Below are 23,723 nucleotides of genomic sequence, written 5' to 3'. Positions count from 1 at the left end.
AGCGATTTCCAGACGACCTTGAGCATACCCTTGGGACTCCCGGAGGACTTGCACCGGGAGTCACCAATTTTAGGAGGAGGTATGGCGATCAAAGTGCAGGACGAGCGATTGCAGCCCGTGGGTCTGTGGCGGCGGCTCTTGCTTCGCCCGGAGCTTGGTTCCATCGCCGGTCTTATTGTGGTGTTCGGGTTTTTTGCGATTGTGGCAGGAAATAGCGGCTTCCTGACCTGGGCGGGTACGCGTAACTACCTCGAGGTCGCTGCACAGCTTGGCATTCTGGCCTCGGCAGTAGCCCTCCTGATGATTGCCGGGGAGTTCGACCTTTCGGTCAGTTCGATGATTGGTGTGGCGGCCATCAGCATGGCCATTCTGGCCAACCCCAGCTACGGCAATCTGTCTTTGGGGCTGGCCATCCTGATTACCCTGTTTTTTGCTCTTGGGATCGGCTACCTCAACGGTTACTTGGTGCTGCGCACGGGTCTGCCCAGCTTCATCGTCACTCTGGCCATGATGTTCATCCTGGCGGGGGCCAACATCGGCTTTACCAAGCTCATCACCAAGCTGACCATCGTCTCCGGACTCAACGATAAAATCGCAGCCGACCCCATTGCCCGGCTCTTCACCGGTGAGCTTCTGGGTTTGCCTGCTGCGGTCTGGTGGTGGCTGGGGGTTACGGTGGTGCTGAGCTACGTGTTGCTGCACACCCCCTTTGGTAACTGGATTTTTGGTGCTGGGGGCGACGCCAACGCGGCCCGCAACGTGGGGGTGCCGGTGAGCCGAGTCAAGATTACCCTCTTCATGCTTACCGCAGCCATGGCCACCCTGCTGGCGACCATCCAGGTGATGGGCCTGGGCTCGGCCAACGTGCTCCAGGGGCAGGGTAAAGAGCTAGAGGCGATTGCCGCCTCGGTAATTGGGGGTTGCCTGCTTACGGGCGGATATGGCTCGGTAATCGGAGCTGGGATAGGGGCCCTCATCCTGGCCATCGTGCAGCAGGGCATCGTGTACACCAACATCGACCTGGACTGGTTCAAGGTGATGGTGGGGGGCATGATCCTGGGCGCGGTGATCCTGAACAACTACCTGCGCAAGCTCTCCATGCAGGTGCGGAGGTGAGGCCATGACGCCACTGATCGAGCTGCGCAAGGTGAGCAAGTACTTCGGGCCGGTGATCTCGCTCAAGGACATCGACATGCGGGTGTACGCGGGCGAAGTCCACTGCCTGCTGGGCGACAACGGCGCGGGCAAGAGCACCCTGATCAAGGCCCTTTCGGGGGTGCACCAACCCTCGGAAGGCCAGATCTACATGGAGGGGCAGCCCGTGGTCTTCAACTCGCCTCGAGACGCCCTGGACAAAGGCATCGCCACGGTCTACCAGGACCTGGCCATGCTGCCGCTGATGAGCATCAGCCGCAACTTTTTCCTCGGGCGCGAGCCCAAAAAAAAGGTAGGCCCCTTCACCCTCTACGACGCCGCCTTTGCTGCTCAGGTGGCCCGCGAGGAGATGAAAAAAATCGGTATTGACATTCGCGACCCCGACCAGCCGGTGGGCACCCTGTCGGGGGGTGAGCGGCAGTCGGTGGCCATCGCCAGGGCGGTCTACTTCGGGGCCAAGGTGCTCATCCTTGACGAGCCTACCTCAGCCCTTGGGGTCAAGGAGTCGGCGGTGGTGCTCAAATACATCGTGCAGGCCAAGTTGCGCGGTTTGGGGGTGATCTTCATCACCCACAACGTCCATCACGCCTGGGCGGTGGGCGACACCTTTACGGTGCTGAACCGGGGCAGGAGCTACGGCACCTTCAAGAAGGAGGAAACCACCCGTGAGCAACTCTTGCAGATGATGGCCGGGGGGGAGGAACTCGAGGCGCTGGCGGTGGAACTCGACCTCATTGCCAAGAAAGACCCCACCACTGCCGCCCAGATCGAGCACAAGGCGGCGGAGGAACTGCATAAGCCGAATTGAGGGCTGAAAGCTGTACGAACCCAGACCCTGTGATGACCTGGAGAACTTCATGAAGACCCTCAACATGGCCATGATCGGCGCGGGCCGGATGGGCCTGGCCCACGCCCGGGTGCTCTCGGGGCTGGCCGAGTGCCGGGTGGTGCGGGTGGTGGATACCCTAGCCCAGAACGCCGAGCGGGTAGCGGTGGAGCTGGGGGCCAAGGCTTCCACGCACCTCGAGGACGCCTTCCAGCCCGACGTAGACGCAGTTATCATCACCACTCCCACCCCCACCCATGCCGAGGTGGTGGAGGCAGCCGCGAGGGCGGGCAAGGCCATCTTCGTAGAAAAGCCCATCGCCGAGAGCCTGGAAGCCGGTCGGCGGGTGGTGGCGGCGGTGGAGCGAACCGGCGTGCCCTGTCAGGTGGGCTTCCAGCGCCGCTACGACCCGGCCTATGTGCGGGCCAAGGAGATGATCGAGCGGGGGGAATTGGGGAGGCTCGAGGGCATCCGGCTGGTGGGGCGCGACCCCTACCTTCCCAAGCTCGACTTCCTCAAGACCAGCGGTGGCCTGCTGGTGGACATGGGCATTCACGACCTGGACAGTGCCCGCTTCCTGGTGGGCGAGGTGGCCGAGGTCTACGCCGTCGGGGGCGCGCTGGCCGAGCCAGAGCTGAAGCAATACGGCCTGTTCGACACCGCCGTGGCCACCTTACGTTTCGAAAGCGGCGCGGTGGGGACGCTGGAGGTGGCCTTGCGCACTGCCTACGGTTATGACATCCGCTGCGAGGTGCTGGGGGAAAAGGGCCGCATCCACATCGAGCGCGACCGCCGCCCCGACCTGACGTTCTATGACGAGCGCGGAGGGAACTTCGACCGCCCCCGCAACTTCGAGCAACGCTTCCCCGAAGCCTACGCGGCTGAAATGGTGGCCTTCGCCCGCAACCTGCACGCGGGTAAGCCCCTGGAGCCTGGCGTGCGTGACGCCTGGTACTCGCTGCGGCTGGCCAAGGCGGCCCAGCACGCCCTCGAGACAGGGCAGGTGGTAGGGGTGAAAGAGTTTGGGGGGGAGTTGTGAGGAAGGCTGATGGCTAACAGCCCTCGACTTTTTTAGAGCCGCGACCTGAGACATGAGGCCAAAGGAGGTTCACATTTGAGCACCCAACGACTGACCGTGGCCCAGGCCCTCGTAAAGTTCCTGGCCGCCCAGCACTCCGAGCGCGATGGCAGGCGGATGCGCCTGATCGCGGGGGTGTGGGCCATATTCGGCCACGGCAACGTATCCGGCCTGGGGCAAGCCCTGGAAGAGTACGGCGACGAGGTGGGTCTGCCCACCTACCGCCCGCAGAACGAGCAGGCCATGGTGCATACGGCAGCGGCCTACGCCAAGCACACGAGCCGCATGAGCACCTTCGCCTGCACGGCTTCGGTGGGCCCCGGCTCACTCAACATGATCACCGCCGCGGCGGGCGCGACCATCAACCGCCTGCCGGTGCTGCTCTTGCCCTCGGACTACTTCGCCAACCGCCTGCCAGACCCCGTCCTGCAACAGCTCGAGCACCCCCTCGAGCACGACGTGAGCGTCAACGACGCCTTCCGCCCGGTGAGCCGTTTCTTCACCCGTATCACCCGGCCCTCTCAGCTCCTCAGCACGCTGCCCGAGGCCATGCGCGTGCTCACCGACCCCGCCGAGACCGGAGCGGTCACCATCTGTCTGCCGGAGGACGTGCAGACCGAAGCTTACGACTGGCCCGAGGGCTTCTTCGCCCCCAGGGTGTGGCGCATCCGCCGCCCCGCGCCCGAGCCGGAAGTGGTGGGGCAGGTGGCCGAGCTCATCAAGGAGGCCAAGCGCCCGCTGATCGTGACCGGGGGCGGCACGCTCTACTCCGAAGCCCACGCCCAGCTCGCCGCTTTCGCCCAGACCTATGGCATTCCGGTGGCCGAGTCGCAGGGGGGCAAGGGGGCCTTGCCCTGGGATCACCCCATGTGCGTGGGCGCGGTGGGTTCGAACGGGGGAACCGCCGCCAACCGGTTGGCCAAAGAGGCCGATCTGGTCCTCGCCATCGGCACCCGGCTGGGCGACTTCGTCACCGCCTCCAAGACCGCCTTTCAGAACCCGCAGGTGAAGTTTGTCGGGGTGAACGTGCTCCCCTTCGACGCGGCCAAGCTGAATGGCCTGTCGCTGGTGGCCGATGCCCGGCGGGCCCTGGAAGCGCTCGACCAGGCCCTGAAGGGCTTCGTGGGCACTGCGCCCTCCTACCGCGAAGAGGTTGCCCGGCTCAAGAAGGAGTGGGACGAGTTGGTCCAGGGCTACCGCACGCCCAAGCCCGAGAAAAAGGAGATGGCTCAGGCTGAGGTCATCGGCCTGACCAACGAAACCTTCGGCGGCAAGGTCACCGTGATCTGCGCGGCGGGGAGCCTGCCGGGCGATTTGCTCAAGCTCTGGCGCTGCGAAGACCCCAAGGCCTATCACCTCGAGTACGGCTTCTCCTGCATGGGCTACGAGATTCCCGCCGGGCTGGGGGTGGCGATGGCCGAGCCGGGGCGCGAGGTGGTGGTCTTCGTGGGGGACGGCACCTACTTGATGATGAACTCGGAGATCGTCACGGCAGTGGCTGAGGGGTTGGGCTTCACGGTGATGCTGATCGACAACAAGGCCTTCGGTTCGATTCGTGGCCTGCAGATGTCGCTGGGCTCGCCTTCGTTCAACAACGAGCTGCGACGGCGCGACGATAGGACGGGCCGCACCGACGGGGCACCGCTCGAGGTGGACTTCGCCGCCCACGCCAGGGCTATGGGGGCCAGCGTGTGGAGCCCCAAAAACTACCGCGAGCTGGAAGAAGCCCTCAAACAGGCCCGCAAAGCCAGGGGCGTGAGGGTGATTGTGGTTCCGGTGAGCATAGACGACCGCGTTCCGGCCTTTGAGAGCTGGTGGGACGTGCCGGTGGCCGAGGTATCGGGCCAGCCGGAGGTCAGGAAGGCCCGCGAGGAGTACGAAGCCTACCTGAAGAAGCAGCGGCGCTATTTCTGAGGAGAAGCTAGATACCAAACGCTTATGACCTGAGCCCTTGGTGAAGGCGCCGGCACTCATGCGAAAGGAACACTGAATGATGGCAATCCGTTTTGGCAACGCACCGTGCAGTTGGGGCACCATCGAGGGGTGGGGGCAGGGCATCGGCTATAGCCAGATGCTCGACGAACTCAAGGCCACCGGCTATGACGGGACCGAGCTGGGCGACTGGGGCTACATGCCCACCGACCCCGAGCGGTTGCGGTTCGAGCTCACCTCGCGCGGCCTGACCATGCTGGGGGCCTACGAGGGGGTCTACCTGCTCGAGCCCGCCCTTCATGCCGCAGGCGAGCAGCGGGTGCTGCGCACGGCCCGCCTGTTGAAGAGCGTGGCAGACGTGGGCGACGGCTGGCAGCCCTTCGTGGTGCTGGCCGACGAGCACAGCCGCGACAGGGTGCGCTTCGAGAACGCCGGGCGCGTCCGGCCCGAGATGAGCCCCAGCGCCCAGCAGTGGAAGGTCTTCGCCTCGGGGGCGGAGCGCATCGCCAGGGCCGTCCACGACGAGACCGGCCTGCGCACGGTGTTCCACCACCACTGCGCGGGGTACGTCGAGGCCCCCTGGGAGATCGAAGCCTTCCTCGAGCACACCGACGGCACAATCATTGGGCTGGTGTTCGACACGGGCCACTACCTCTACGGGACAGGCGCCAACGAGCCCTCTGAAGTGCTGGAGGGCCTCGAGCGCTTCCGTGAACGAATCTGGTACGTCCACTACAAGGACTGCCACCCCGGTATCGCCGCCGAGGCCCGCGAGAAGGGCTGGAACTACAAGGAGGCCGTCGGCAAGGGCGTGTTCTGCGAGCTGGGCAAGGGCCAGATCGACTTTGGCGCGGTGACCAGAAAGCTGACGTCGCTAGGCTACGATGGCTGGATTACGGTGGAGCAGGACGTGCTGCCCGGCATGGGCGAACCCAAGGAGAGCGCCAGGCGCAACCGGGAATATCTGCAGGCGGTCACCAGTTTTTAGAGGTGTGGGCGTGAAATCAGATTTTGACCTTATCACCATGGGCCGCTGCTCCATTGACCTGTATTCCCTCGACCTGGGAATGGCCTTCCCCGACATCCAGCGTTTTGGCGCATACATCGGCGGTAGCCCGCTGAACATTGCGGTGGGAGCGCGCCGGTTAGGCCTGCGTACGGCCTTGCTGACAGCTGTGGGCCCCGATAAGGTGGGGGAGTTTGTGGTGGAGCGGCTGCGGCGAGAAGGGGTGGAGACCCGCTTTATCCCGATCAAGCAAGGCACCCGTACCCCGGCGGTGCTGCTGGGCATCGAGCCCCCAGGCCGCTTCCCCATCACCTTCTACCGCGAGAATGCCGCCGACATACAGCTCACCATTGACGATGTGGTGGCTCTGCCGCTCTCCGAGGCTCGTGCGGTGCAGCTCTCGGGCGCAGCGCTAGCCAAGGAGCCGAGCCGCAGTGCCACTTTTTACGCTGCCGAACAGGCTAGAGCCCTGGGCCTGACGGTTTTTCTGGACCTAGACTTTCGCGCTGATGCCTGGCACGACCCCCGAGCCTACGGCCTGATGGTGCGGGCTTTGCTGCCCCTGGTGGACATTGCCATCGGCACCGAGGAGGAGGTCAACGCGGCCATGCTGCGCCGCCAGGAAGATCTCACCATCCGCCACTCGCAGATTACTGCGCCAGAAATCCGGGGCGATTTGCAGGCCAGCATCCGGGCCTTGCTCGAGCGAGGTGTTAGGGCGCTCGTAGTGAAACGGGGGGCTAAGGGTTCGGAGGTTCACCTGCCCTCGGGAGAAGTCATTCCGGTTCCCGGCTTTCCGGTGGAGGCGGTGAGCATCCTGGGAGCCGGCGACGCCTTTGCTGCCGGGTTCATCTACGGGTATCTGCAGGCCTGGGACTGGTACAGATGCGCGCGCATAGGCAACGCTTGCGGGGCCATTGTGGTGACCCGTATCGGTTGCGCTGACTTCACACCCTACCTCGACGAGGTGATGCGGTTTATTGAGGACAGGGGGGGGTTCTAGGATGCGCTGCCCAAGAGAAGGAACCTCGAGCCAAGGAGGAAGTGTGAACAAATCGTTTGGTGTGGCCCTGCTGGGCGCTGGTCGGATGGGCATGGAACACGCCCGTACCCTGATGGCCCTGCCCGAGGCCCGGGTGCTGGCGGTAGCTGATCCCAATCTGGAAGCAGCGGAGGTGGCTCGCGCGCTGCTGAGGGCCGAGAAAGTCTACGCGGAACCTCTGGAAGCCATCCAGCACCCGGGCGTGGAGGCGGTGGTGATCGTCACTCCGACCGACACTCACGCCCGCTGCATCGAAGCGGCGGCCCTGGTGGGCAAGGCCATCTTCTGCGAGAAGCCGGTGGCCAAAGACCTGGCCGAGACCCGACGGGTTATGCAACTGGTAGAGGAAAGGGGCGTGCCCTTCCAGATTGGCTTCCAGCGTCGCTACGACCCCCCCTACCTGGAGGCCAGGCGCCGCATTGAGGCGGGCGAGATTGGGCCGGTGGAGCAGTTTATCTCGGTCATGCGCGACCCGGCCCCGGCTCCACTGGACTACCTCAAAACCTCCGGTGGCATCTTCGTAGACCAGTCCATTCACGACATTGATTGCGCCCGCTACCTGGTGGGCGAAGTAGAAGCCGTGCATGCCTGGGGGGCCGTGCGGGTAGACCCCCGGATTGGCGAAATTGGCGACGTGGACACCACCAACCTCTCCCTGCGCTTTACCAACGGGGCTTTGGGGGTCATCCAGAACTCCAGACGGGCGGTCTACGGCTACGACGTGCGTACGGAGGTGTTTGGTGCTGAGGGTAAGCTGGTGATGGACGCCACTCCCAAAACCCCCCTGTGGCGCTACCAGGCGGGTGTGCAGGCCGACCACTACCACTTCTTTATGGATCGCTTCAAAGAAGCCTACCGCCTCGAGCTCACCGCTTTTTTCCAGGCCCTTGCTGAAGGGCGCTCTCCTAGCCCAGGGCCCAAGGATGCCCTCGAGTCGCTCCGCATTGCGCTGGCGGCCTCCCGAAGCCTCAAAGAAAACCGCATTGTACTGCTTCAGGAGGTGGTATGAACCACTATAAACCCCAATCTGGGCAGGTTTTGGTGGAAGTGGGGCCGCACCCGGACTGGAAATATCTCTTTTTTCGGGCGTTGGCCCTGGGGGTGGGCGAACAGGAAGCTGGCCACACCGAAGGACAGGAGGTGGCCCTGGTACCGCTCTCGGGCCGGATACAGGTGGAGGCTGGGGGGCAGGTATTCGAGATGGGCCGCAAAGATGTGTTCAGCGAGCTGCCCAGCGTGCTTTACCTGCCGCCCGGTACGGCTTACCGACTGACCGCCCAGAGCCAGGCCGAACTGGCCCTGGGAGGAGCCCCTGCGGAGGGACGCTACCCAATGCGCCTGTTTCGCCCTGAGGAAATGAAGGTAGAAATGCGTGGCGGGGCCAACGCCCTGCGCCAGGTGAACCACATCCTGGGATCCCACCTGCCCGCCGAGCGACTGATTCTGTATGAGGTCTACACGCCTTCGGGGTTCTGGTCGGGCTGGCCGCCCCACCGGCACGACGGGCGCATGGGCTCGCTCTACATCGAAGAGACCTACTACTACAAAATCAAGCCCTCTAACGGCTTCGCTATCCACCGCAACTACAGCCCCGAGGACGGCCTGGACGAGCTTTTACTGGCCCAGGACGGTGACTTGATCCTGGCCCCCAGAGGCTACCACCCTGTAGCGGCGGCCCCCGGCTCCAACGTCTACTACCTTAACTACATGGCCGGAGAAGCCTGCTTCGAGGCCCGCGCTACCCCCCCGGTAGATGACCCTGCCTGGGCCTGGATGCGCCAGGACTGGGCGGGCCAGCCCTTGGCAATACCTTTTGGTAAGCTAAGTAGCCGATGAAGGCTGAGCAGCGCCGCAGTCAGATCATCACCCTGCTGGAGCAAAAAGGCTCGGTGCTGGTAGACGACCTGGTCGAGCGGTTTGGGGTGAGCCACGTGACCATCCGCAAAGACTTGACCGAGCTCGAGGCCCGCGGCCTGCTGCACCGCACCCACGGTGGGGCTACATACACCCATAAAAGCCTGTTTAACCCCTCCTTCCGCGAGAAGGTCAACCTCCAGCAGGCCGAGAAGCAGGCCATCGTGCAGGCGGCTCTGGCGTACATCGAGGAGGCCGACACCCTGATTTTGGATTCCGGCAGCACCACCCTGCTGCTGGCTCGGCTGCTGAAGCGACACTTTCGCTCGCTTTACATCATCACCAACTCTATTCCCATCGCCAGCGAGCTGGCCGACACCCAGTGGGAAATTCTGCTCACCGGCGGGCAGTTGCGTCACCACAGCATGGCCCTCATAGGCCCGGCGGCAGTTCGGATCCTCGAGGCCTACCACGCGGACAAGGCCTTCATGTGCGCTACCGGGGTCTCCATCGGCAAGGGCTACACCACCCCCAACCCCTACGAGGCCCAGACCAAACAGGCCATGCTCAAAGCTGCCGATACCGCCATCGCCCTGGTAGACAGCAGCAAGCTGGGCCGGGCCACCCTGGCAAGCTTTGCAGCCCTGTCGGAGGTAGGCCTGCTCATCACCGACACCGGGGCTCCCCCGGAGTTCATGGCCGAACTCGAGCGCCACGGCCACGCCTGCTACAGGGCCCTGCCGGAAGGGCCTTCCGGCGTAGCCCGAGCGGGCTAGCCCCCGGCCAGGGTCTGGGTCTCTTCGGCCAGGAAAAGCCAGGTCTCGAGCACGCTGTCGGGGTTGAGTGAGATGCTCTCGATACCCTGTTGCACCAGCCAGAGGGCCAGCTCCGGGTGGTCGGAGGGGCCCTGCCCGCAGATGCCGATGTACTTGTCCATGCGCTTGGCAGTCTGGATGGCTCGCGAGAGCAGAAACTTGACGGCCTCGTCCTGCTCGTTGAAGAGGTCGGCCACCAGCCCCGAGTCGCGGTCCAGGGCCAGGGTAAGCTGGGTGAGGTCGTTGGAGCCAATCGAGAAGCCGTCGAAGAGCTCCAGGAACTGCTCGGCCAGAATGGCGTTCGACGGCACTTCACACATCATGACAATTTTGAGCCCGTCCTTGCCCCGCTCGAGGCCGTTATTCTCGAGGATTTCCAGCACGGCCTGGGCCTCCTTGACGGTGCGCACGAAAGGCACCATGACCCACACGTTCTGGAGGCCCTTGGCCTCACGCACCTCGCGGATGGCCTGGCACTCCAGGGCAAAGGCCTCGGCGAACTCGGGCGAGCGGTAGCGCGAAGCTCCCCGGAAGCCGATCATGGGGTTTTCCTCTTTGGGCTCGTAGCGGGTGCCGCCCAGCAGGTGGGCGTACTCGTTGGACTTGAAGTCCGAGAGCCGCACGATCACCGGGTTAGGCGCAAAGGCCGCCGCAATCATGCTGATTCCCTCGGCGAGCTTTTCGCGGTAGAAGGCCACCGGGCTTTCGTAACCTGCGGTTCGGCGGGCAATCTCCGTTTTCAGGTTCTCCGGAAGCCGGTCGAACTCCAAAAGCGCTTTGGGGTGGATGCCGATGGTGTTGTTGATGATGAACTCGAGCCGGGCCAGCCCCACCCCCGCGTTGGGCAGGTTGGCAAAGCTGAAAGCCCGCTCGGGCGAGGCCACGTTCATCATGATTTTGGTGGGGATGGGGGGCATCTTGTCGAGCTCGATGCGCTGCACTTCAAAGCGCGGGCTGCCCGTGTAAACCCGGCCCACGTCCCCCTCGGCGCAGGAGACCGTGACGGTCTGCCCATCCTGGAGTACCTCGGTAGCCCCGGCGGCTCCCACCACCGCCGGAATGCCCAGCTCCCGGGCCACAATGGCCGCGTGGCAGGTGCGCCCGCCCCGGTTGGTCACGATGGCTGCGGCCTTTTTCATCACCGGCTCCCAGTCGGGGTCGGTCATGTCGGCGACCAGCACATCGCCCTCCTGCACCCGGTTCATCTCGCGGGGGTGCTGAATGACCCGCACCGGGCCGGCCCCAATCCGCTGACCAACCGCCCGGCCTGTGACCAGAACCGTACCCCGTTCCTTCATCTCAAAACGTTCAATAACCCGGTTCACCCGGCTCTGCACGGTCTCGGGGCGGGCCTGCAAAATGTAAATTTGCCCATCCAGTCCGTCTTTAGCCCACTCGATGTCCATGGGTCTGCCGTAGTGCTGTTCAATCAGTAGGGCTTGTTTGGCCAGCTCGAGCACATCCGCATCGGTAATGGAAAAGCTAGCGCGTTCGGCAGCCGTGGTCTCGATGGCCTGAACGCCCTGACCCTCGCCGGCGTAGATCATTTTCTGGAGTTTGCTGCCCAGGGTGCGCTGCAGAATGGTGTTGCGCCCCTCGGCCAGCCCTTTTTTGTAAACGTAAAACTCGTCCGGGTTTACCGCGCCCTGCACCAGCAGCTCGCCCAGCCCATAGCTCGAGGTGATGAAGATCGCATCGCGGAAGCCCGATTCGGTATCCAGGGTGAAGGCCACCCCACTGGCCCCCAGGTCGCTCCGCACCATGCGCTGAACCCCTGCCGAGAGGGCCACCTCCTCGTGGGCAAACCCGTGGTGGACGCGGTAGGCAATGGCCCGGTCGTTGTAGAGCGAGGCAAAGACCTTTTTGATGTGCAAAAGCACACTTTCGATGCCCTTAACGTTCAGGAAGGTTTCTTGTTGCCCCGCAAAGCTGGCCTCGGGCAGGTCTTCGGCGGTGGCGCTCGAGCGCACCGCAACAGAAAGCCCGCCCTTAGAGGCGGACTCGAGGCGAATGTAGGCATCTACAATGGCTACCTCTAGCGCCTTGGGTAGCTCGGCGCCCTCGACCCAGCTTCGAATTTCAGCCCCTACGCGGGCCAGCTCGTCCACATCGTTGGTGTCTAGCTGGCCTAGGGCGGTGTTGATGCGTTCGACCAGGTGGTTATGCTGCAAGAACTCGCGGAAGGCCGCTGCCGTGGTGGCAAACCCCCCCGGAACCCGCACCCCAGCCTGGGAGAGGTTGCTGATCATCTCGCCGATGGAGGCGTTCTTGCCCCCTACAACTTCCAGGTCTTTCATGCCCAGCGTCTCGAACCAGCGAATATAGCTCATAGCCGCACCTCGTTGCAGTTGATGGTAGTTTGGGGGAGCAGTAAAGAGGAGAGGTCAGGTTTGGTGTAGCTATAGCCTGAAGCCCTGTGTAATTGGAGCTACACACATAAACTACACTGTTATGACAGAGGACGCTATGGAGCGAACGGTTTTTATTGTCTCAGACCATACGGGCCTGACCGCAGAGTCGGTTGCACGGAGTCTTCTGGCCCAGTTTGAGGCCGTGCAGTTTCGGTACGTAACGCGGCCCTTCACCAACACCGAAGAAGAGGTTTATAGCCTTGTGTACGAAATAAACGCGATTTACGAGCGCGATCGGCTGCGGCCCATCGTGTTTTCGACCCTGGCCAATCCGGCGTTAAATGACCAACTCAAAACGGCTCCAGCCCTGCACTTTGACCTGTTTCGCAGCTACCTGGGGGAGCTGGAGCGTGAACTGGGGCAGCCCCCTACAGGCCGGGTCGGGCGACTTCACAGCATTAGCGACAACACCTACTTCACCCGCATTGATGCAGTGGACTTCGCCCTAGCCACCGACGATGGCCTGGGCGAGCGCTACTACCAGATGGCCGACGTGATCCTGGTGGGGGTCAGTCGGGCCGGCAAGACCCCGACCTGCCTCTTCCTTGGTATGCAGTACGGCCTGCGAGCCTCCAACTACCCCCTGGCCGAGGACGACTTCGAGCGGGAGACCCTGCCCGAACCCATCAAGGCCCACAAAGACAAAATCTTTGGCCTGACCATTCATCCTGCTCGGCTGCACCAGATTCGCACCCAGCGGAAGCCGGGCAGTCGCTACGCTTCGCTGGAACAGTGCGAGTACGAGGTGCGCCGGGCCGAGCAGCTGTTCAGGCGGCTGGGGGTTCGTTACTTCGATACCACCAGCGCCTCCATCGAAGAAATTGCCGCCAACATCGTGCAGTCGGCGGGTTTACAGCGGCGCTTTGCCTGATTTTTGTTTGGATTGTGAGCCGGGTCTGAAGAATCCCGACTGAACTACTATACATTCTACTCAGCAGAACCTATACTCTTATTGCGAGTGATTCGCAGTAAGAGTTGGGATCACCACACCAAAAGGGGAAAAGCATGGTCAATCAACTGGAAATCCGCAACCTGCACGCCAAAATCGTGGATGGCGAGACCATTCTGAACGGAGTCAACCTGATCGTGCCCAAAGGCCAGATCCATGCTGTCATGGGGCCCAACGGGGCGGGCAAGAGCACCCTGGGGAAGATTATCGCCGGTGACCCCAGCTACGAGATCACCAGGGGCGACATCCTGATGGATGGGGAGAGCATCCTCGAGATGGAAGCCGACGAACGGGCCCGCAAGGGGCTGTTCCTGGCTTTCCAGTACCCCGTAGAGGTGCCGGGGGTGTCCAACGCCAACTTCCTGCGCTTGGCCCTGCAGGCCAAAAAGGGCGGCGAAGTGGACATGATGGAGTTCTACGGCAAACTGCAAAAGGCCTTGCAGACCCTCGAGTGGGACGAGAGCATTCTGACCCGCTACCTCAACGATGGCTTCTCCGGGGGCGAGAAGAAGCGCAACGAGATCATGCACATGATGGTGCTGGAACCCACCTACGCCATCATGGACGAGACCGATTCCGGCCTGGACATTGACGCCTTGAAGGTGGTGGCCAGAGGCGTGAACGCCATGCGGGGCCCCAACTTTGGCGCCCTGTTGATCACCCACTACCAGCGTCTGCTCAACTACATTGTGCCGGATGCGGTTCACGTGATGATTGATGGCCGCATCGTGACCTCGGGCGGCCCCGAGCTGGCGCTGAAGCTCGAGGAGCAGGGTTACGAGTGGGTGAAGGAATTGGCAGTAACAAGCTAATAGCCGATAGCGCATAGCCATTGGCCATCAGCTATCAGCTATAGGCTATCGGCGCGACTGAAGGGAGCGCAAATGTCAGATAACGTTGTCGTCGAGAACATCGGCAATGAATACAAGTACGGCTTTGTGGACGAAGTAAAGCCGGTCTGGAAGGCTGAGAAGGGTCTCTCGCGGCGCGTGGTGGAGGCTATCAGCTACCACAAGGACGAGCCGGCCTGGATGCTACAGTTCCGCCTGAAGGCCCTGGAAATCTACCAGTCCAAGCCAGTGCCGACCTGGGGGGCTGATCTCTCCGGGCTCAACATGGACGAGATCTACTTCTACGCTAAGCCCACCGAAAAGCGCGATGCCAGAAGCTGGGACGAGGTGCCTGAGGAGATTCGCCGCACCTATGAGAAGCTGGGTATCCCAGAGGCCGAGCGCAAGGTGCTGGCCGGGGTGGGCGCGCAGTACGACTCGGAGATGGTCTACCATCAGGTCAAGGAAGAGCTGGCCCGCCTGGGGGTGATCTTCGTCTCCATCGAGGAAGGGCTCAAGCACCACGAAGACCTCTTCCGCGAGTACTTTGCTACCGTGATTCCCCCCGAGGACAACAAGTACGCCGCGCTCAACTCGGCGGTCTGGTCGGGCGGGAGCTTTGTGTATGTGCCCAAGGGGGTTAAGGTAGACCTGCCCTTGCAGGCTTACTTCCGGGTCAATACCGCCGAGCTGGGCCAGTTCGAGCGCACCATCATCGTGGTGGACGAGGGCGCCGATATGCACTACATCGAGGGCTGCACCGCCCCCACCTACACCACCGACTCCTTCCACTCCGGGGTGATCGAGATTGTGGTGAACCAGGGCGCCCGCAGCCGCTACACCACCATCCAGAACTGGTCGCACAACATGTACAACCTGGTGACCCAGCGAGCCCTGGTCAAGAAAGATGCCTACCACATGTGGCTGGATGGCAACCTGGGCTCCAAGGTGACCATGAAGTACCCCAGCAGCTACCTGGTCGAGGAGGGGGCCCGCTCGGACATCCTCTCAATTGCCTTTGCTAACACCGGCCAGCACCAGGACGCCGGCGGCAAGCTGATTTTTGCGGCCTCCAACACGGGCGGCAGCATCGTGTCCAAGAGCATCTCCAAGGGCTCGGGCCGCAGCAGCTACCGGGGGCTGATTAAGGTGTACGAAGGGGCCAAGCACGTCAAGGTGAACGTGGAGTGCGATGCGCTCCTGATCAACGAGGAGTCCCGCACCGACACCTACCCCTACATGGAGATCGAGGACGACACCGCCACCGTGGGCCACGAGGCCACCGTGAGCCGCCTCAACGACGAGCAGATCTTCTACCTGCAAAGCCGGGGGCTGCCCGAGGACGAAGCCGCAGCGCTGATTGTGCGAGGCTTTATCGAGCCGGTAGCCAAGGAGCTGCCCCTCGAGTACGCCGTCGAGCTAAACCGACTGATTGAGCTCGAGATGGAAGGGTCGGTGGGCTAACATGGAGCTGACCTCAACCCTCTCCCGCGACCTGGTATTGCAGGTTTCCAGCTTGCTGAACGAGCCCGACTGGCTCCGGGCCAAGCGCCTATTGGCCTGGGAGACCTTTGCCAGGCTGCCCTACCCCACCACCCGCACCGAGGAGTGGAAGTACACCGACATCACCGAGGTGCCCTTCGAGGAACTCTCCCTCGAGCTCCCCACCGGAAAGCCCTCGGCCATTCCCCAGGCGGTACAGGAGCGTCTGGCCCAGGCCCAGCTATCGGGCTACGCCGTGTTCGTGGGGGCGGATCTGGTACACGCCCTGCTGCCCGAGGAGTACCGTCAGCAGGGCGTCATCTTCTGTAGCCTGCACGAGGCCCTTGCCCAGCACCCCAGGCTGGTCGAGGAGAACCTCTTCAAAGCGGTCAACTGGTCTGACCTGGTGGGCACCCAGCAAAACCGCCCCGAGAACTCCAAGATTCCCGCCCTGAACGCGGCCCTCTTCACCCACGGGGTGTTCCTTTACATCCCCAAAAACGTAGAGTTCAGCAAGCCTATCGGGGTGTTTAAGTACCTGGAAGGCGGCAAGCTCTCGGGCTCGCGTACCCTGATTGTGGGTGACGTGAACAGCCAGGCGGTCTACATCGAGGAGTACATTTCGCCCTCTAAGGTGGCCGCCTCGGTGAACACCTCCTCCACCGAAATCATCGTGGGCAACGGAGCCAAGGTGCGCCACGCGCACATCCAGCTGCTGGGCCAGGGTTTCTACCACTTCCACCGCCAGCGGGCGCACCTCCAGCGTGATGCTGCCCTCAACGACCTGGTGGTGAACATGGGGGCGACCATCAGCCGGGCCGAGGTGCAGTCGGAGATGCTGGGGCCGGGCTCTTCCTCCGAGATGCTAGGCCTGTACTTCACCACCGGGCACGAGCATGTAGACCACTATACCCTGCAACACCACGTGGCCGACCATGCCTACTCCGACGTGCTTTACAAGGGCGCGGCCAAGGATCAGAGCCGCACGGTGTACGCGGGGCTCATCAAGGTCGAGCGGGGCGCCCAGAAAACCGATGCCTACCAGACCAACCGCAACCTGCTCCTGTCCGAAGATGCCCGTAGCGACAGCGTGCCGCAGCTCGAGATCGGGGCCAACGACGTTAAGTGCTCCCACGGCTCTTCCACCGCGCCGGTAGCCCCGGAGGAGCTGTTCTACCTGATGAGCCGCGGATTGCCGCGCCACATGGCCCAGCAAATTCTGGTAAAGGGCCATATGACTGACGTGCTGACCCGCATCCCCATCGAGCCGCTGCGCCAGCATATCGAGCGCATTATTGAGGAAAAAGTAAGGGTATAGCTCAGCGCTGAAGGCCGAAAGCATAAGCCCAATACTTTTGGCCTTCGGCCTTCGGCTTGCTTATGTGGATTCCAGTCGCAAAGCTCGAGCAGTTCCAGAATGGCCGTCTGGTGGTCAGGGTTGAGGGCGAAAAAACCCCGGTGCTGTTGCTCCATACCGGCGAGGAAGTTTTTGCCATTGCGGACATCTGCACCCACGACAAAAACCCCCTCTCCGATGGCCCGGTAGAGGGCGATACCATCCAGTGCACCCGCCACGGGGCCCGGTTTAACCTGCGCACCGGCAAGGCCACCCTGCCTGCCCCACGCCCGGTGAAGGCCTACAGGGTCAAGCTCGAAGAGGGGCAGGTTTGGTTGGAGGTATAAGCTAATGCTTGGAAGAGCGGCCCCTCGAGGGGCCGCTCTTGAATTAACCACCTTTTTGTCCAGAAGCAAAGAGAAAATTCGTTAATTCTGTAGAGGTGTGAAGGACGTAACGGCCAAATTTGCACCTGACCTGGGGGGTTGGTCGCTAGTCTGTTGGCAGTCCAGGAGCAGGGGTGGCTCGAGGTTAGCCAGCAACACATGACTGCCAGGCCCGGAATTCAGTTTCAAAAAATGCGCACTGTAAAAGGCGTTAAATATAAAGATGTGACAGGCACGGAATAGTTGGCTTGTCGGTGGCCTGTCACTGCATAAAAAACGTAACGAATAGGGGGGTTGGATTAAGCAATTTTGCCCCACGTAACGGTCATTTACACCCCCAGGGCTAGAAAGTTTTCCTATCGTGGAGTCTAGGTACTTGGCGCAGTCATACAAGGAGAAAATACCGTGATTACCGATAAAACACCTACCCGCCGCGAAGCCATCCTGGTCATGGATTCGCGCAATGCTCTGAGCGCTGTGCGCAACCATGGCCTGGGCGGATCGTGGAGCAGGCTGTACAGGGTGGACAACCACTACCTTGACCTGAGCCTCAAGCTCGAGGGAACCGAACCGATCTTGATTGGCAAGCTGGTAACTCCTACGCTGAGTAGCGGCCTGGCCCGCTTAATGGCCTCTGATGGGGGTTTATTGCAGGAAGTGGAGCTTGGTGCCTCGGGCATGTTTCGCCTGCCGGTGCCTACCACGGGGGTATATCACCTCGAGATGAACCTGGGTGAGCAGCAGTTTGTGGTGCGCTCGGTGGACGTGTACTGATGCCGGATTTTGTTGGCAGATAGCAAGACGTATTGTAGAGAGTCCTGACATGTCTCAAGATCGCCTTCCCCGTCGCCTACGTTTAGCTCGAGTACCCTCGGAATCCAAACCGAGCCGGTCGGTACTGCAAGCAGTCTCTACCCAACTGATTGACCGCTTGCTGGCGGGGGGTGCTACCCAGGCATTCGAGCTGGGATTGGAGGAACTGCTGCGCGAACTGCCAGGGGTTGAACAGGCTTTTTTGTGGGTGCGGGATGGACAAAACCGCTTTAGCTTGCAGGCTTTTCGGGGGGTGCCTCAAGCCGCCCTCGAGGGGGTCGAAGCGGTACTGGAGTCCTCGCTCAGGATGGCCTATCTGGGTTCGCCGGAAGGCTGGCTGGCCGGGAGGGCGCACCTCGATGGCGAGGAGCATTTCCTGCGCCGGGTGCTTAACACACTCTCCGGCAAGCTGGAAGCCTCAACCCAGGAGCCTGCTCATAACCTCACCCTGCCGCTCCTGGCTAATCGGCAGGTGTGGGCCGTACTGCACCTGCATGCGCCGGCCCGATTCCTGGGCCAGGCGGAAGCAGACTGGGTAAGCCAGTACATGGCAGGGGTGGCGCCCATCCTGCGCGAGGTGTATTTGCGCGAAGCGGCGGAGCGACAGTCGCTGTGGTTATCGGCGATTAACGCCTTGCTACGGGTCTCGCACGAGCAGCCGCTCGAGCTGGGGTTACAGGATGCCCTCGAGGAAGCCACCCGCCTCTCGGGGGCCGAAGGGGCTCGCCTGATTACCTTCGAAGGGCACGCTATTCGCACCATTGCCCAGGCCGGCTGGGGTTCGGGGCTGCCCGTGGAAGCAGCCATTACCCGCCAGTTGGGTGAGCGCTTGCGCAGCGGACAGCAGGTGGGTATTCCCCGCTACGACCTGTATCCCGCTCATCGCCTCGAGCTGGTGGAGGCCGGGCTCCGTAGTTTGTTTATCCTGCCCATTCTGCGGCAGAGCAGCGAAGCCAGTGCCTTGCTGCTCTTCAGTACCCAGCAACACTGGCTTCCCGATGCCCAGACCCAGGAACTCCTGAGCGATATGGCGGCAGCCATTGGGGTGGTGCGGGTGGAGTGGACTTTGCGGCGGGAGCTGGCCTGGGCCGCCTACACCGACCCCCTGACCGGGCTGGGCAACCGCCGGGCCTTTGAGCGCGACCTGGAAAAGCTCACCCAGCGGGCCAATGGCCGTGTGGTGGTGCTGGTGCTGCTCGACCTGGATGGATTCAAGGCCATCAACGATACCTACGGTCACGTACATGCCGATCACGTACTGGTGCGGCTGGGCGGGGTGCTACGCTCCAGGGCCAGGGCCGGGGATCGGGCCTACCGCCTGGGGGGTGATGAATTTGCCCTGATCATCGAGGGTTCCAGTACCCTCAATCCGCTCCGCACGGCAGAGCGCTACCGTGCGCTGTTGGAGGAAATCCGCGTCTCCGATAGTACTTTCCTGAAGGTCAGTCTGGGCTATGCGGTTTATCCTACCGATGTAGCGGATATCCAGAGCCTGTGGCGCATTGCCGATGACCAGATGTACAGGGACAAAGCCCTGCGCAAGGGCCGTACCCCACTGTTTACCCAGGGGCTCGAGCAGCCCATTCAACTCAACACGCCTCTGTTCCGCCTTGCCAACCGGCTGGCCCAGGTGTTGAAACTGGAGCCGGGCGAACAACAGGTTTTGCAAGCGAGTTGTTATCTGCTGCAACTGGCCCTGGGCGAAATAGAAAGCTCCCCGGATGTGCAGTTACCCGACGTATTGCTGCGCGAAGCCGCACGGGTGCTGATGTTTTTTCAAAGCCACTGGGACGGGAGGGATCAACCGCTGGACTTGATGGGTGAGCCCATTCCCCGGGCTGCCCGGGTGCTGCAGGTGGCCCGGCAGTTTATAGCCGCCATACAGCCTGTGGAAGGACGGCCCGCATTCAGCATTGAGGAAGCATTGGAAGCCATTGCCAGACAAGCCCATCAACGATTCGACCCAACCGTGGTAGAAGCCTTGCACTCTCTTCGGGGTAGCCTGAGCGAGGATTCAGCCGCTTGAACCTGCGCTTAAAACCCAAAACTGTGTTTATTTACCAATTTCCGATAGGATTGAGTCGTTGCGGCTATGAATATTACCGACCTGGCCCAGTATTTGATGGACGAGCCTGATCCGGCCAAGAGGCTGGCGCGTTTACAGCAAATCGTGCCAACGATTGAATTAATCGAGATTCTCAAGGCAGAAGTAGACCATCAAAAAGACGTGGATACGGCCAGGGCCCTGCTGGCAGGGGAACGGGCTGTAGAGGCTGCAGCCCATGTTCAGGACGCCAAGGCCCGCCCGCTGGCCCTGTGGGCCTATGCCGTAGGTCTGACGGTACGCGGCAATTTTGCCGAAGCCATACCCGTCTTTGAAGAGGCCCGCAAGGGGCTGCAAAACCTGGGATACCAGGAAGACGCGACCCGTGCGGGTATGCGGCAGATCCAGGCCCTGGCCATGATGGGAGATATGAAGGGGGCTCTGGCCCTGGCGGAAGAAGCCCGCGAGGTCTTCATGGAACTGGGGTTGTTTCGTGATGCCGCCCTGGTGAGCGTCAACATCGGCATTATTCACTACCGGGCAGGCCGGATGCTCGAGGCCGAGGGCGCCGTCAAGTATGCCCTCGAGCAACTCTCGAGGGTAGGGGATGTGGTAGGCCAGGGCAAGGCCCACGGCAACCTGGCCCTGATTTACGAGGCCCAGGATCGCTACCGCGAGGCAGTAACGCACTACCAGACCGCCCTGGACATTTTTCGCGCCCACAACCTGACCGAAGACTTTATCGGCAACAGCGTGAACCTGGCCCTGCTGTATCGCAAGGAAGGCCGGCTGAACCAGGCCCTCGACCTGTTGAGCCGGGTGCGGGCCATGTATGGCAAGCTCGATGGCAACCCCAACGCGGCCTTTGCCCAGCTCGAGGAGGCCCGCATCCACCTCGATCTCAACCTGCTGTCGGAAGCCCACAAGCTCTCCCAGGAACTGGTGGAGGTTTTTGCGGCGCGGGGTATGCAGATGGAGCAGGCCGAGGCCCTGACCACCCTGGGCAGCGCCCTGGCCAAGCAGGGCAAACTCGAGGAGGCCCGCCAGACCCTGGAACGCGCACGGGAGGGCTGGTTGTCTCTGCAAAACGCCATCCAGGCGGCGCTGGTGGAGGTCTCGGTGGCTTCCTTATTTTTGGAGTCGGGGCGCCAGGGCCAGATAGCCGCCCTCGAGCAGGCCGTGCTGGTAGCGGGTCGGGCCATTGAGGCCCTGAGCGAGGTGCCCTCGGCCAAGGCCCTGGGTCTGAGCGTGATGGCCGAAGCCTTGTTGGATCTGGGCAACCGCCCGGAAGCCAAGCGCTACCTGGAAGAAGCCGCCTCCCTGGCCGTAGGGCTGGGCATTCCCGATCTCACCATCCGCATTGAACGCCTGCGGGGTCAGGTGGCCCTGCTGGAGAATCGCACCCAGGCCGCCGAACTGCACTTCAAACGCGCCATTGAGCGCCTCGAGGCGGTGCGGGCCAGCCTCAGCGTGGACGAGTTCAAGTCGGCGTACCTGGGCGATAAGCTCGAGGTCTACGGCGACCTGGTAGACTTGTTGCTGGATACCCAGCGCCCCCGTGAAGCCTTTGAATATGCCGAACGCGCCAAGTCGCGGGCCCTGGTAGATCTGCTGGCCCGTGGCGGCGAAAGCCCCCGCAGGTCAGCCGACCCCGAGGTCGAGCGCTTGCGGCAGGAACTTGCTGAGGCGCGCCAGGAGCTCAACCAGCACTTTCTGGCGGTAGAAGCCGAATCAGCAGCGGGAACCCGTGGCAGCAACTGGGAAAAAATGGTGGCTCTGGAGGAGCGGGTCACCCAGCTTATCCGCGAGCTCGAGCGCCTCCAGCCCGAAACCGTCATGACCGAACAGGTGCAGGAGCTCCGCCTGCACGAGCTGCAGCAAACCCTCGAGCCAGGCACCATCCTGCTCGAGTACTTCCACACCCGCAAGGGCTTGATGGCCTTTGTGGTGGAGGGGGAACGCGTCGAGGCGGTACGCGAGCTGGGCTCCCTCGAGCAAGTCCAGCAGCACGTCGAACAGCTCGAGTTCTTTCTCAGCCGGGTCGCCCAAGGCGGCATAATGCTGAAGATTTATGGTGAGGAAGCCCTCAAGCGTTCGGTAGACGATCAGCTCCAGGCCCTCTACCGGTTGCTCATCGAGCCCCTCTCGCTCAAACTCTCCGGCCAGCCCCTCATTATCGTCCCGCACGGGGTGCTCCACGCGGTGCCCTTTGCAGCCTTGTATGATGGCGAACAATATCTGCTCGACCGTGCAGAGCTTTCCCTTTCGCCCAGTGCGGCGGTGTATGCCCTGTGCCGTAAACGTGTTCGACACGACCCCGGCTCCCTGGTAGCCTTTGGGGTGCCCCTCGAGAACATTCCCCAGGCCACCCTGGAAGTAGAGCAGATTAGCCAGATTGCCCGGGCCCCCCACAAGTTTGTGGGAGAGCAGGCCACGCTGCAAAACTTCTTTGCGGCTGCGCCCCAGGCCGAGGTCTTGCACATTGCCACCCACGGGGCTTTCCGCCCTGACAACCCCATGTTTTCCGGGCTGCGCATGGCAGACGGCTGGCTGGCGGCCCGCGACCTCTATAACCTGCGCCTGGGGGCCGAGTTGGTGGTGCTCTCGGCCTGCGAGACGGGTCTGGCCAAGCAAACCAGCGGCGACGAACTGATGGGCCTGGCAAGGGGCTTCCTTTATGCAGGTGCGCCCTGTCTGATTGCCAGCTTGTGGCCGGTACGCGACGACGCTACCGCCAAGTTCATGACCACCTTCTACACCAACCTGCGGGCGGGGATGTCGGTGGCTACGGCCATGCGCGAGGCCCAACTGGCCTTGCGCCGGGAGCATCCCAACCCCTACTTCTGGTCGGCGTTTACGGCTACGGGCGATTCGCACCGCACCGTGCACATATAACGTTATGGGTCATTCCTGTTGGTGCCGGTCAGCACTTCGAGCACTTCCTCAGGCGTGTCTACCAGGGTGATGAGCTCCAGATCCCTGGCATCCACAACCCCGGCGGGAATCATGGTGCCTTTCATCCAGTCCAGCAATCCCCTCCAGTAGGCCTTATCCAGTGCAAAAATGGGGAACGGATGTACCTTTCCGGTCTGCACCAGCACCAGTACCTCGGTCAGCTCATCCAGGCTGCCGAAGCCTCCCGGCATCACCACAAAAGCCTGGGCGTAGCGCACCAACATCAGTTTGCGGGCAAAAAAATAGCGAAAGCTCAAGCTATGGGTCTGGAAGGGATTGGCCCTTTGTTCGTGGGGTAACTGGATGTTGAGCCCCACCGAGATGCCCCCCGCATTGTAAGCCCCCCGGTTGGCGGCCTCCATCAGCCCCGGCCCACCGCCCGTCACCACGCCAAAACCTGCCTCGGCCAGCCGTTGCCCAAGCAACAGCGCCTGGGCGTAGTAGGGGCTTTCCGAACCGAGGCGAGCCGAACCAAACACCGTTACGAGCGGTACCCCCAGCTCCCCCAACACTTCAAAACCTTCCACAATTTCGGCCATGATGCGCCATAACCGCCAGGAATCCTGATGCTGCAACAGGTCAATTTCGGGTTGGGTCATGCCCTTACTCTATCGCGGTTCCTACCCACGGGTCGGCGACCAGACGCCGCTTTTCGATTTGTGCGCCCAAAGAGGCATTCCCGAATGCGGGGGGTTCAACCGGGCAGACAAGGTACTGGAGGTTTGCCCGGAATCCTGTGGGTGGCTGTACCTGTACCCTGCAACAGGCGGGGGAGGCTCGCGTAGTAGCCACCCCGACTTAATCGGGAC

Annotated in this window: 19 protein-coding genes; 17 read left to right on the top strand and 2 right to left on the bottom strand. The window is 62.3% G+C overall.

The genetic code is table 11. The features are described from left to right. The first annotated feature begins 81 nt into the window (after positions 1–81). The 9 genes from J3L12_RS07230 (at position 82) to J3L12_RS07190 (ending at position 9,669) form a co-directional block, all read left to right on the top strand. A complete protein-coding gene (locus J3L12_RS07230; protein WP_208014376.1) occupies positions 82–1,116 on the top strand; it encodes an ABC transporter permease in 1,035 nt (344 codons plus the stop codon). Between the two features lie 4 nt (positions 1,117–1,120). Then, positions 1,121–1,963, top strand: coding sequence for an ATP-binding cassette domain-containing protein (locus tag J3L12_RS07225; RefSeq protein ID WP_208014375.1), 843 nt, complete (start codon positions 1,121–1,123; stop codon positions 1,961–1,963). A gap of 49 nt (positions 1,964–2,012) precedes the next feature. Next, positions 2,013–3,020, top strand: coding sequence for a Gfo/Idh/MocA family oxidoreductase (locus J3L12_RS07220; RefSeq protein ID WP_243455031.1), 1,008 nt, complete (start codon positions 2,013–2,015; stop codon positions 3,018–3,020). Positions 3,021–3,095: 75 nt separating this feature from the next. Continuing rightward, positions 3,096–4,973, top strand: coding sequence for a 3D-(3,5/4)-trihydroxycyclohexane-1,2-dione acylhydrolase (decyclizing) (gene iolD / locus J3L12_RS07215; RefSeq protein WP_208014374.1), 1,878 nt, complete (start codon positions 3,096–3,098; stop codon positions 4,971–4,973). Positions 4,974–5,049: 76 nt separating this feature from the next. After that, positions 5,050–5,979: a TIM barrel protein gene (locus J3L12_RS07210; RefSeq protein WP_243455030.1), complete on the top strand. Its 930-nt coding sequence runs from the start codon at positions 5,050–5,052 to the stop codon at positions 5,977–5,979. Positions 5,980–5,989: 10 nt separating this feature from the next. Next, positions 5,990–7,000 (top strand): 5-dehydro-2-deoxygluconokinase, encoded by a 1,011-nt coding sequence (gene iolC, locus J3L12_RS07205; RefSeq protein ID WP_208014373.1) that lies wholly within the window; start codon positions 5,990–5,992, stop codon positions 6,998–7,000. Between the two features lie 43 nt (positions 7,001–7,043). Beyond that, a complete protein-coding gene (iolG, locus tag J3L12_RS07200) occupies positions 7,044–8,048 on the top strand; it encodes an inositol 2-dehydrogenase (protein ID WP_347708857.1) in 1,005 nt (334 codons plus the stop codon). Then, complete coding sequence (gene iolB, locus J3L12_RS07195) at positions 8,045–8,875, top strand: 5-deoxy-glucuronate isomerase (protein WP_208014371.1); 831 nt, start codon at positions 8,045–8,047, stop codon at positions 8,873–8,875. Before iolG ends, iolB begins: the two co-directional genes overlap by 4 nt. Next, entirely contained in the window at positions 8,872–9,669 is a 798-nt protein-coding gene (locus J3L12_RS07190) for a DeoR/GlpR family DNA-binding transcription regulator (RefSeq protein WP_208014370.1), read from the top strand. Before iolB ends, J3L12_RS07190 begins: the two co-directional genes overlap by 4 nt. Here J3L12_RS07190 and ppsA read toward each other — a convergent pair. After that, positions 9,666–12,038, bottom strand: coding sequence for a phosphoenolpyruvate synthase (ppsA, locus tag J3L12_RS07185; RefSeq protein ID WP_208014369.1), 2,373 nt, complete (start codon positions 12,036–12,038; stop codon positions 9,666–9,668). The genes J3L12_RS07190 and ppsA overlap by 4 nt on opposite strands. 136 nt (positions 12,039–12,174) lie before the next feature. Between ppsA and J3L12_RS07180 the strand changes: the two genes are divergently transcribed. From J3L12_RS07180 to J3L12_RS07145, 8 genes are all read left to right on the top strand, one after another. Continuing rightward, the gene (locus J3L12_RS07180) at positions 12,175–12,990 is read left to right on the top strand and encodes a pyruvate, water dikinase regulatory protein (protein ID WP_208014368.1); all 816 of its coding nucleotides are present in this window, start codon (positions 12,175–12,177) and stop codon (positions 12,988–12,990) included. A 134-nt stretch (positions 12,991–13,124) separates the two neighbouring features. Further along, complete coding sequence (sufC, locus tag J3L12_RS07175; RefSeq protein WP_208014367.1) at positions 13,125–13,880, top strand: Fe-S cluster assembly ATPase SufC; 756 nt, start codon at positions 13,125–13,127, stop codon at positions 13,878–13,880. A gap of 72 nt (positions 13,881–13,952) precedes the next feature. Further along, positions 13,953–15,362: a Fe-S cluster assembly protein SufB gene (gene sufB, locus J3L12_RS07170; protein WP_208014366.1), complete on the top strand. Its 1,410-nt coding sequence runs from the start codon at positions 13,953–13,955 to the stop codon at positions 15,360–15,362. Position 15,363: 1 nt separating this feature from the next. Continuing rightward, entirely contained in the window at positions 15,364–16,698 is a 1,335-nt protein-coding gene (gene sufD / locus J3L12_RS07165; RefSeq protein WP_208014365.1) for a Fe-S cluster assembly protein SufD, read from the top strand. Positions 16,699–16,760: 62 nt separating this feature from the next. Beyond that, complete coding sequence (locus tag J3L12_RS07160) at positions 16,761–17,063, top strand: non-heme iron oxygenase ferredoxin subunit (protein ID WP_208014364.1); 303 nt, start codon at positions 16,761–16,763, stop codon at positions 17,061–17,063. A gap of 444 nt (positions 17,064–17,507) precedes the next feature. Next, positions 17,508–17,876 carry a hypothetical protein gene (locus J3L12_RS07155; protein ID WP_208014363.1) on the top strand — a complete coding sequence of 123 codons (369 nt, stop codon included), beginning with the start codon at positions 17,508–17,510 and terminating at the stop codon, positions 17,874–17,876. Between the two features lie 49 nt (positions 17,877–17,925). Then, positions 17,926–19,941: a GGDEF domain-containing protein gene (locus J3L12_RS07150; RefSeq protein ID WP_208014362.1), complete on the top strand. Its 2,016-nt coding sequence runs from the start codon at positions 17,926–17,928 to the stop codon at positions 19,939–19,941. A gap of 66 nt (positions 19,942–20,007) precedes the next feature. Next, positions 20,008–22,854 carry a CHAT domain-containing protein gene (locus J3L12_RS07145; RefSeq protein ID WP_208014361.1) on the top strand — a complete coding sequence of 949 codons (2,847 nt, stop codon included), beginning with the start codon at positions 20,008–20,010 and terminating at the stop codon, positions 22,852–22,854. A gap of 2 nt (positions 22,855–22,856) precedes the next feature. Here the strand turns inward: J3L12_RS07145 and J3L12_RS07140 are convergent, their stop codons facing one another. Beyond that, entirely contained in the window at positions 22,857–23,513 is a 657-nt protein-coding gene (locus J3L12_RS07140; RefSeq protein WP_208014360.1) for a TIGR00730 family Rossman fold protein, read from the bottom strand. Between the last annotated feature and the right edge of the window lie 210 nt (positions 23,514–23,723).

Source organism: Meiothermus sp. CFH 77666, assembly GCF_017497985.1.
GTDB lineage: Bacteria > Deinococcota > Deinococci > Deinococcales > Thermaceae > Meiothermus.
This window is presented reverse-complemented; position numbering and strand designations above follow the sequence as displayed.

Excerpts from the sequence above, each read along its gene's own strand:
- J3L12_RS07230 (WP_208014376.1), top strand. The coding sequence starts at position 82 with ATGGCGATCAAAGTGCAGGACGAGCGATTGCAGCCCGTGGGTCTGTGG.
- J3L12_RS07225 (WP_208014375.1), top strand. The coding sequence starts at position 1,121 with ATGACGCCACTGATCGAGCTGCGCAAGGTGAGCAAGTACTTCGGGCCG.
- J3L12_RS07220 (WP_243455031.1), top strand. The coding sequence starts at position 2,013 with ATGAAGACCCTCAACATGGCCATGATCGGCGCGGGCCGGATGGGCCTG.
- J3L12_RS07210 (WP_243455030.1), top strand. The coding sequence starts at position 5,050 with ATGATGGCAATCCGTTTTGGCAACGCACCGTGCAGTTGGGGCACCATC.
- iolB (WP_208014371.1), top strand. The coding sequence starts at position 8,045 with ATGAACCACTATAAACCCCAATCTGGGCAGGTTTTGGTGGAAGTGGGG.
- J3L12_RS07190 (WP_208014370.1), top strand. The coding sequence starts at position 8,872 with ATGAAGGCTGAGCAGCGCCGCAGTCAGATCATCACCCTGCTGGAGCAA.
- ppsA (WP_208014369.1), bottom strand. The coding sequence starts at position 12,038 with ATGAGCTATATTCGCTGGTTCGAGACGCTGGGCATGAAAGACCTGGAA.
- J3L12_RS07180 (WP_208014368.1), top strand. The coding sequence starts at position 12,175 with ATGGAGCGAACGGTTTTTATTGTCTCAGACCATACGGGCCTGACCGCA.
- sufC (WP_208014367.1), top strand. The coding sequence starts at position 13,125 with ATGGTCAATCAACTGGAAATCCGCAACCTGCACGCCAAAATCGTGGAT.
- sufB (WP_208014366.1), top strand. The coding sequence starts at position 13,953 with ATGTCAGATAACGTTGTCGTCGAGAACATCGGCAATGAATACAAGTAC.
- sufD (WP_208014365.1), top strand. The coding sequence starts at position 15,364 with ATGGAGCTGACCTCAACCCTCTCCCGCGACCTGGTATTGCAGGTTTCC.
- J3L12_RS07160 (WP_208014364.1), top strand. The coding sequence starts at position 16,761 with ATGTGGATTCCAGTCGCAAAGCTCGAGCAGTTCCAGAATGGCCGTCTG.
- J3L12_RS07150 (WP_208014362.1), top strand. The coding sequence starts at position 17,926 with ATGTCTCAAGATCGCCTTCCCCGTCGCCTACGTTTAGCTCGAGTACCC.
- J3L12_RS07145 (WP_208014361.1), top strand. The coding sequence starts at position 20,008 with ATGAATATTACCGACCTGGCCCAGTATTTGATGGACGAGCCTGATCCG.
- J3L12_RS07140 (WP_208014360.1), bottom strand. The coding sequence starts at position 23,513 with ATGACCCAACCCGAAATTGACCTGTTGCAGCATCAGGATTCCTGGCGG.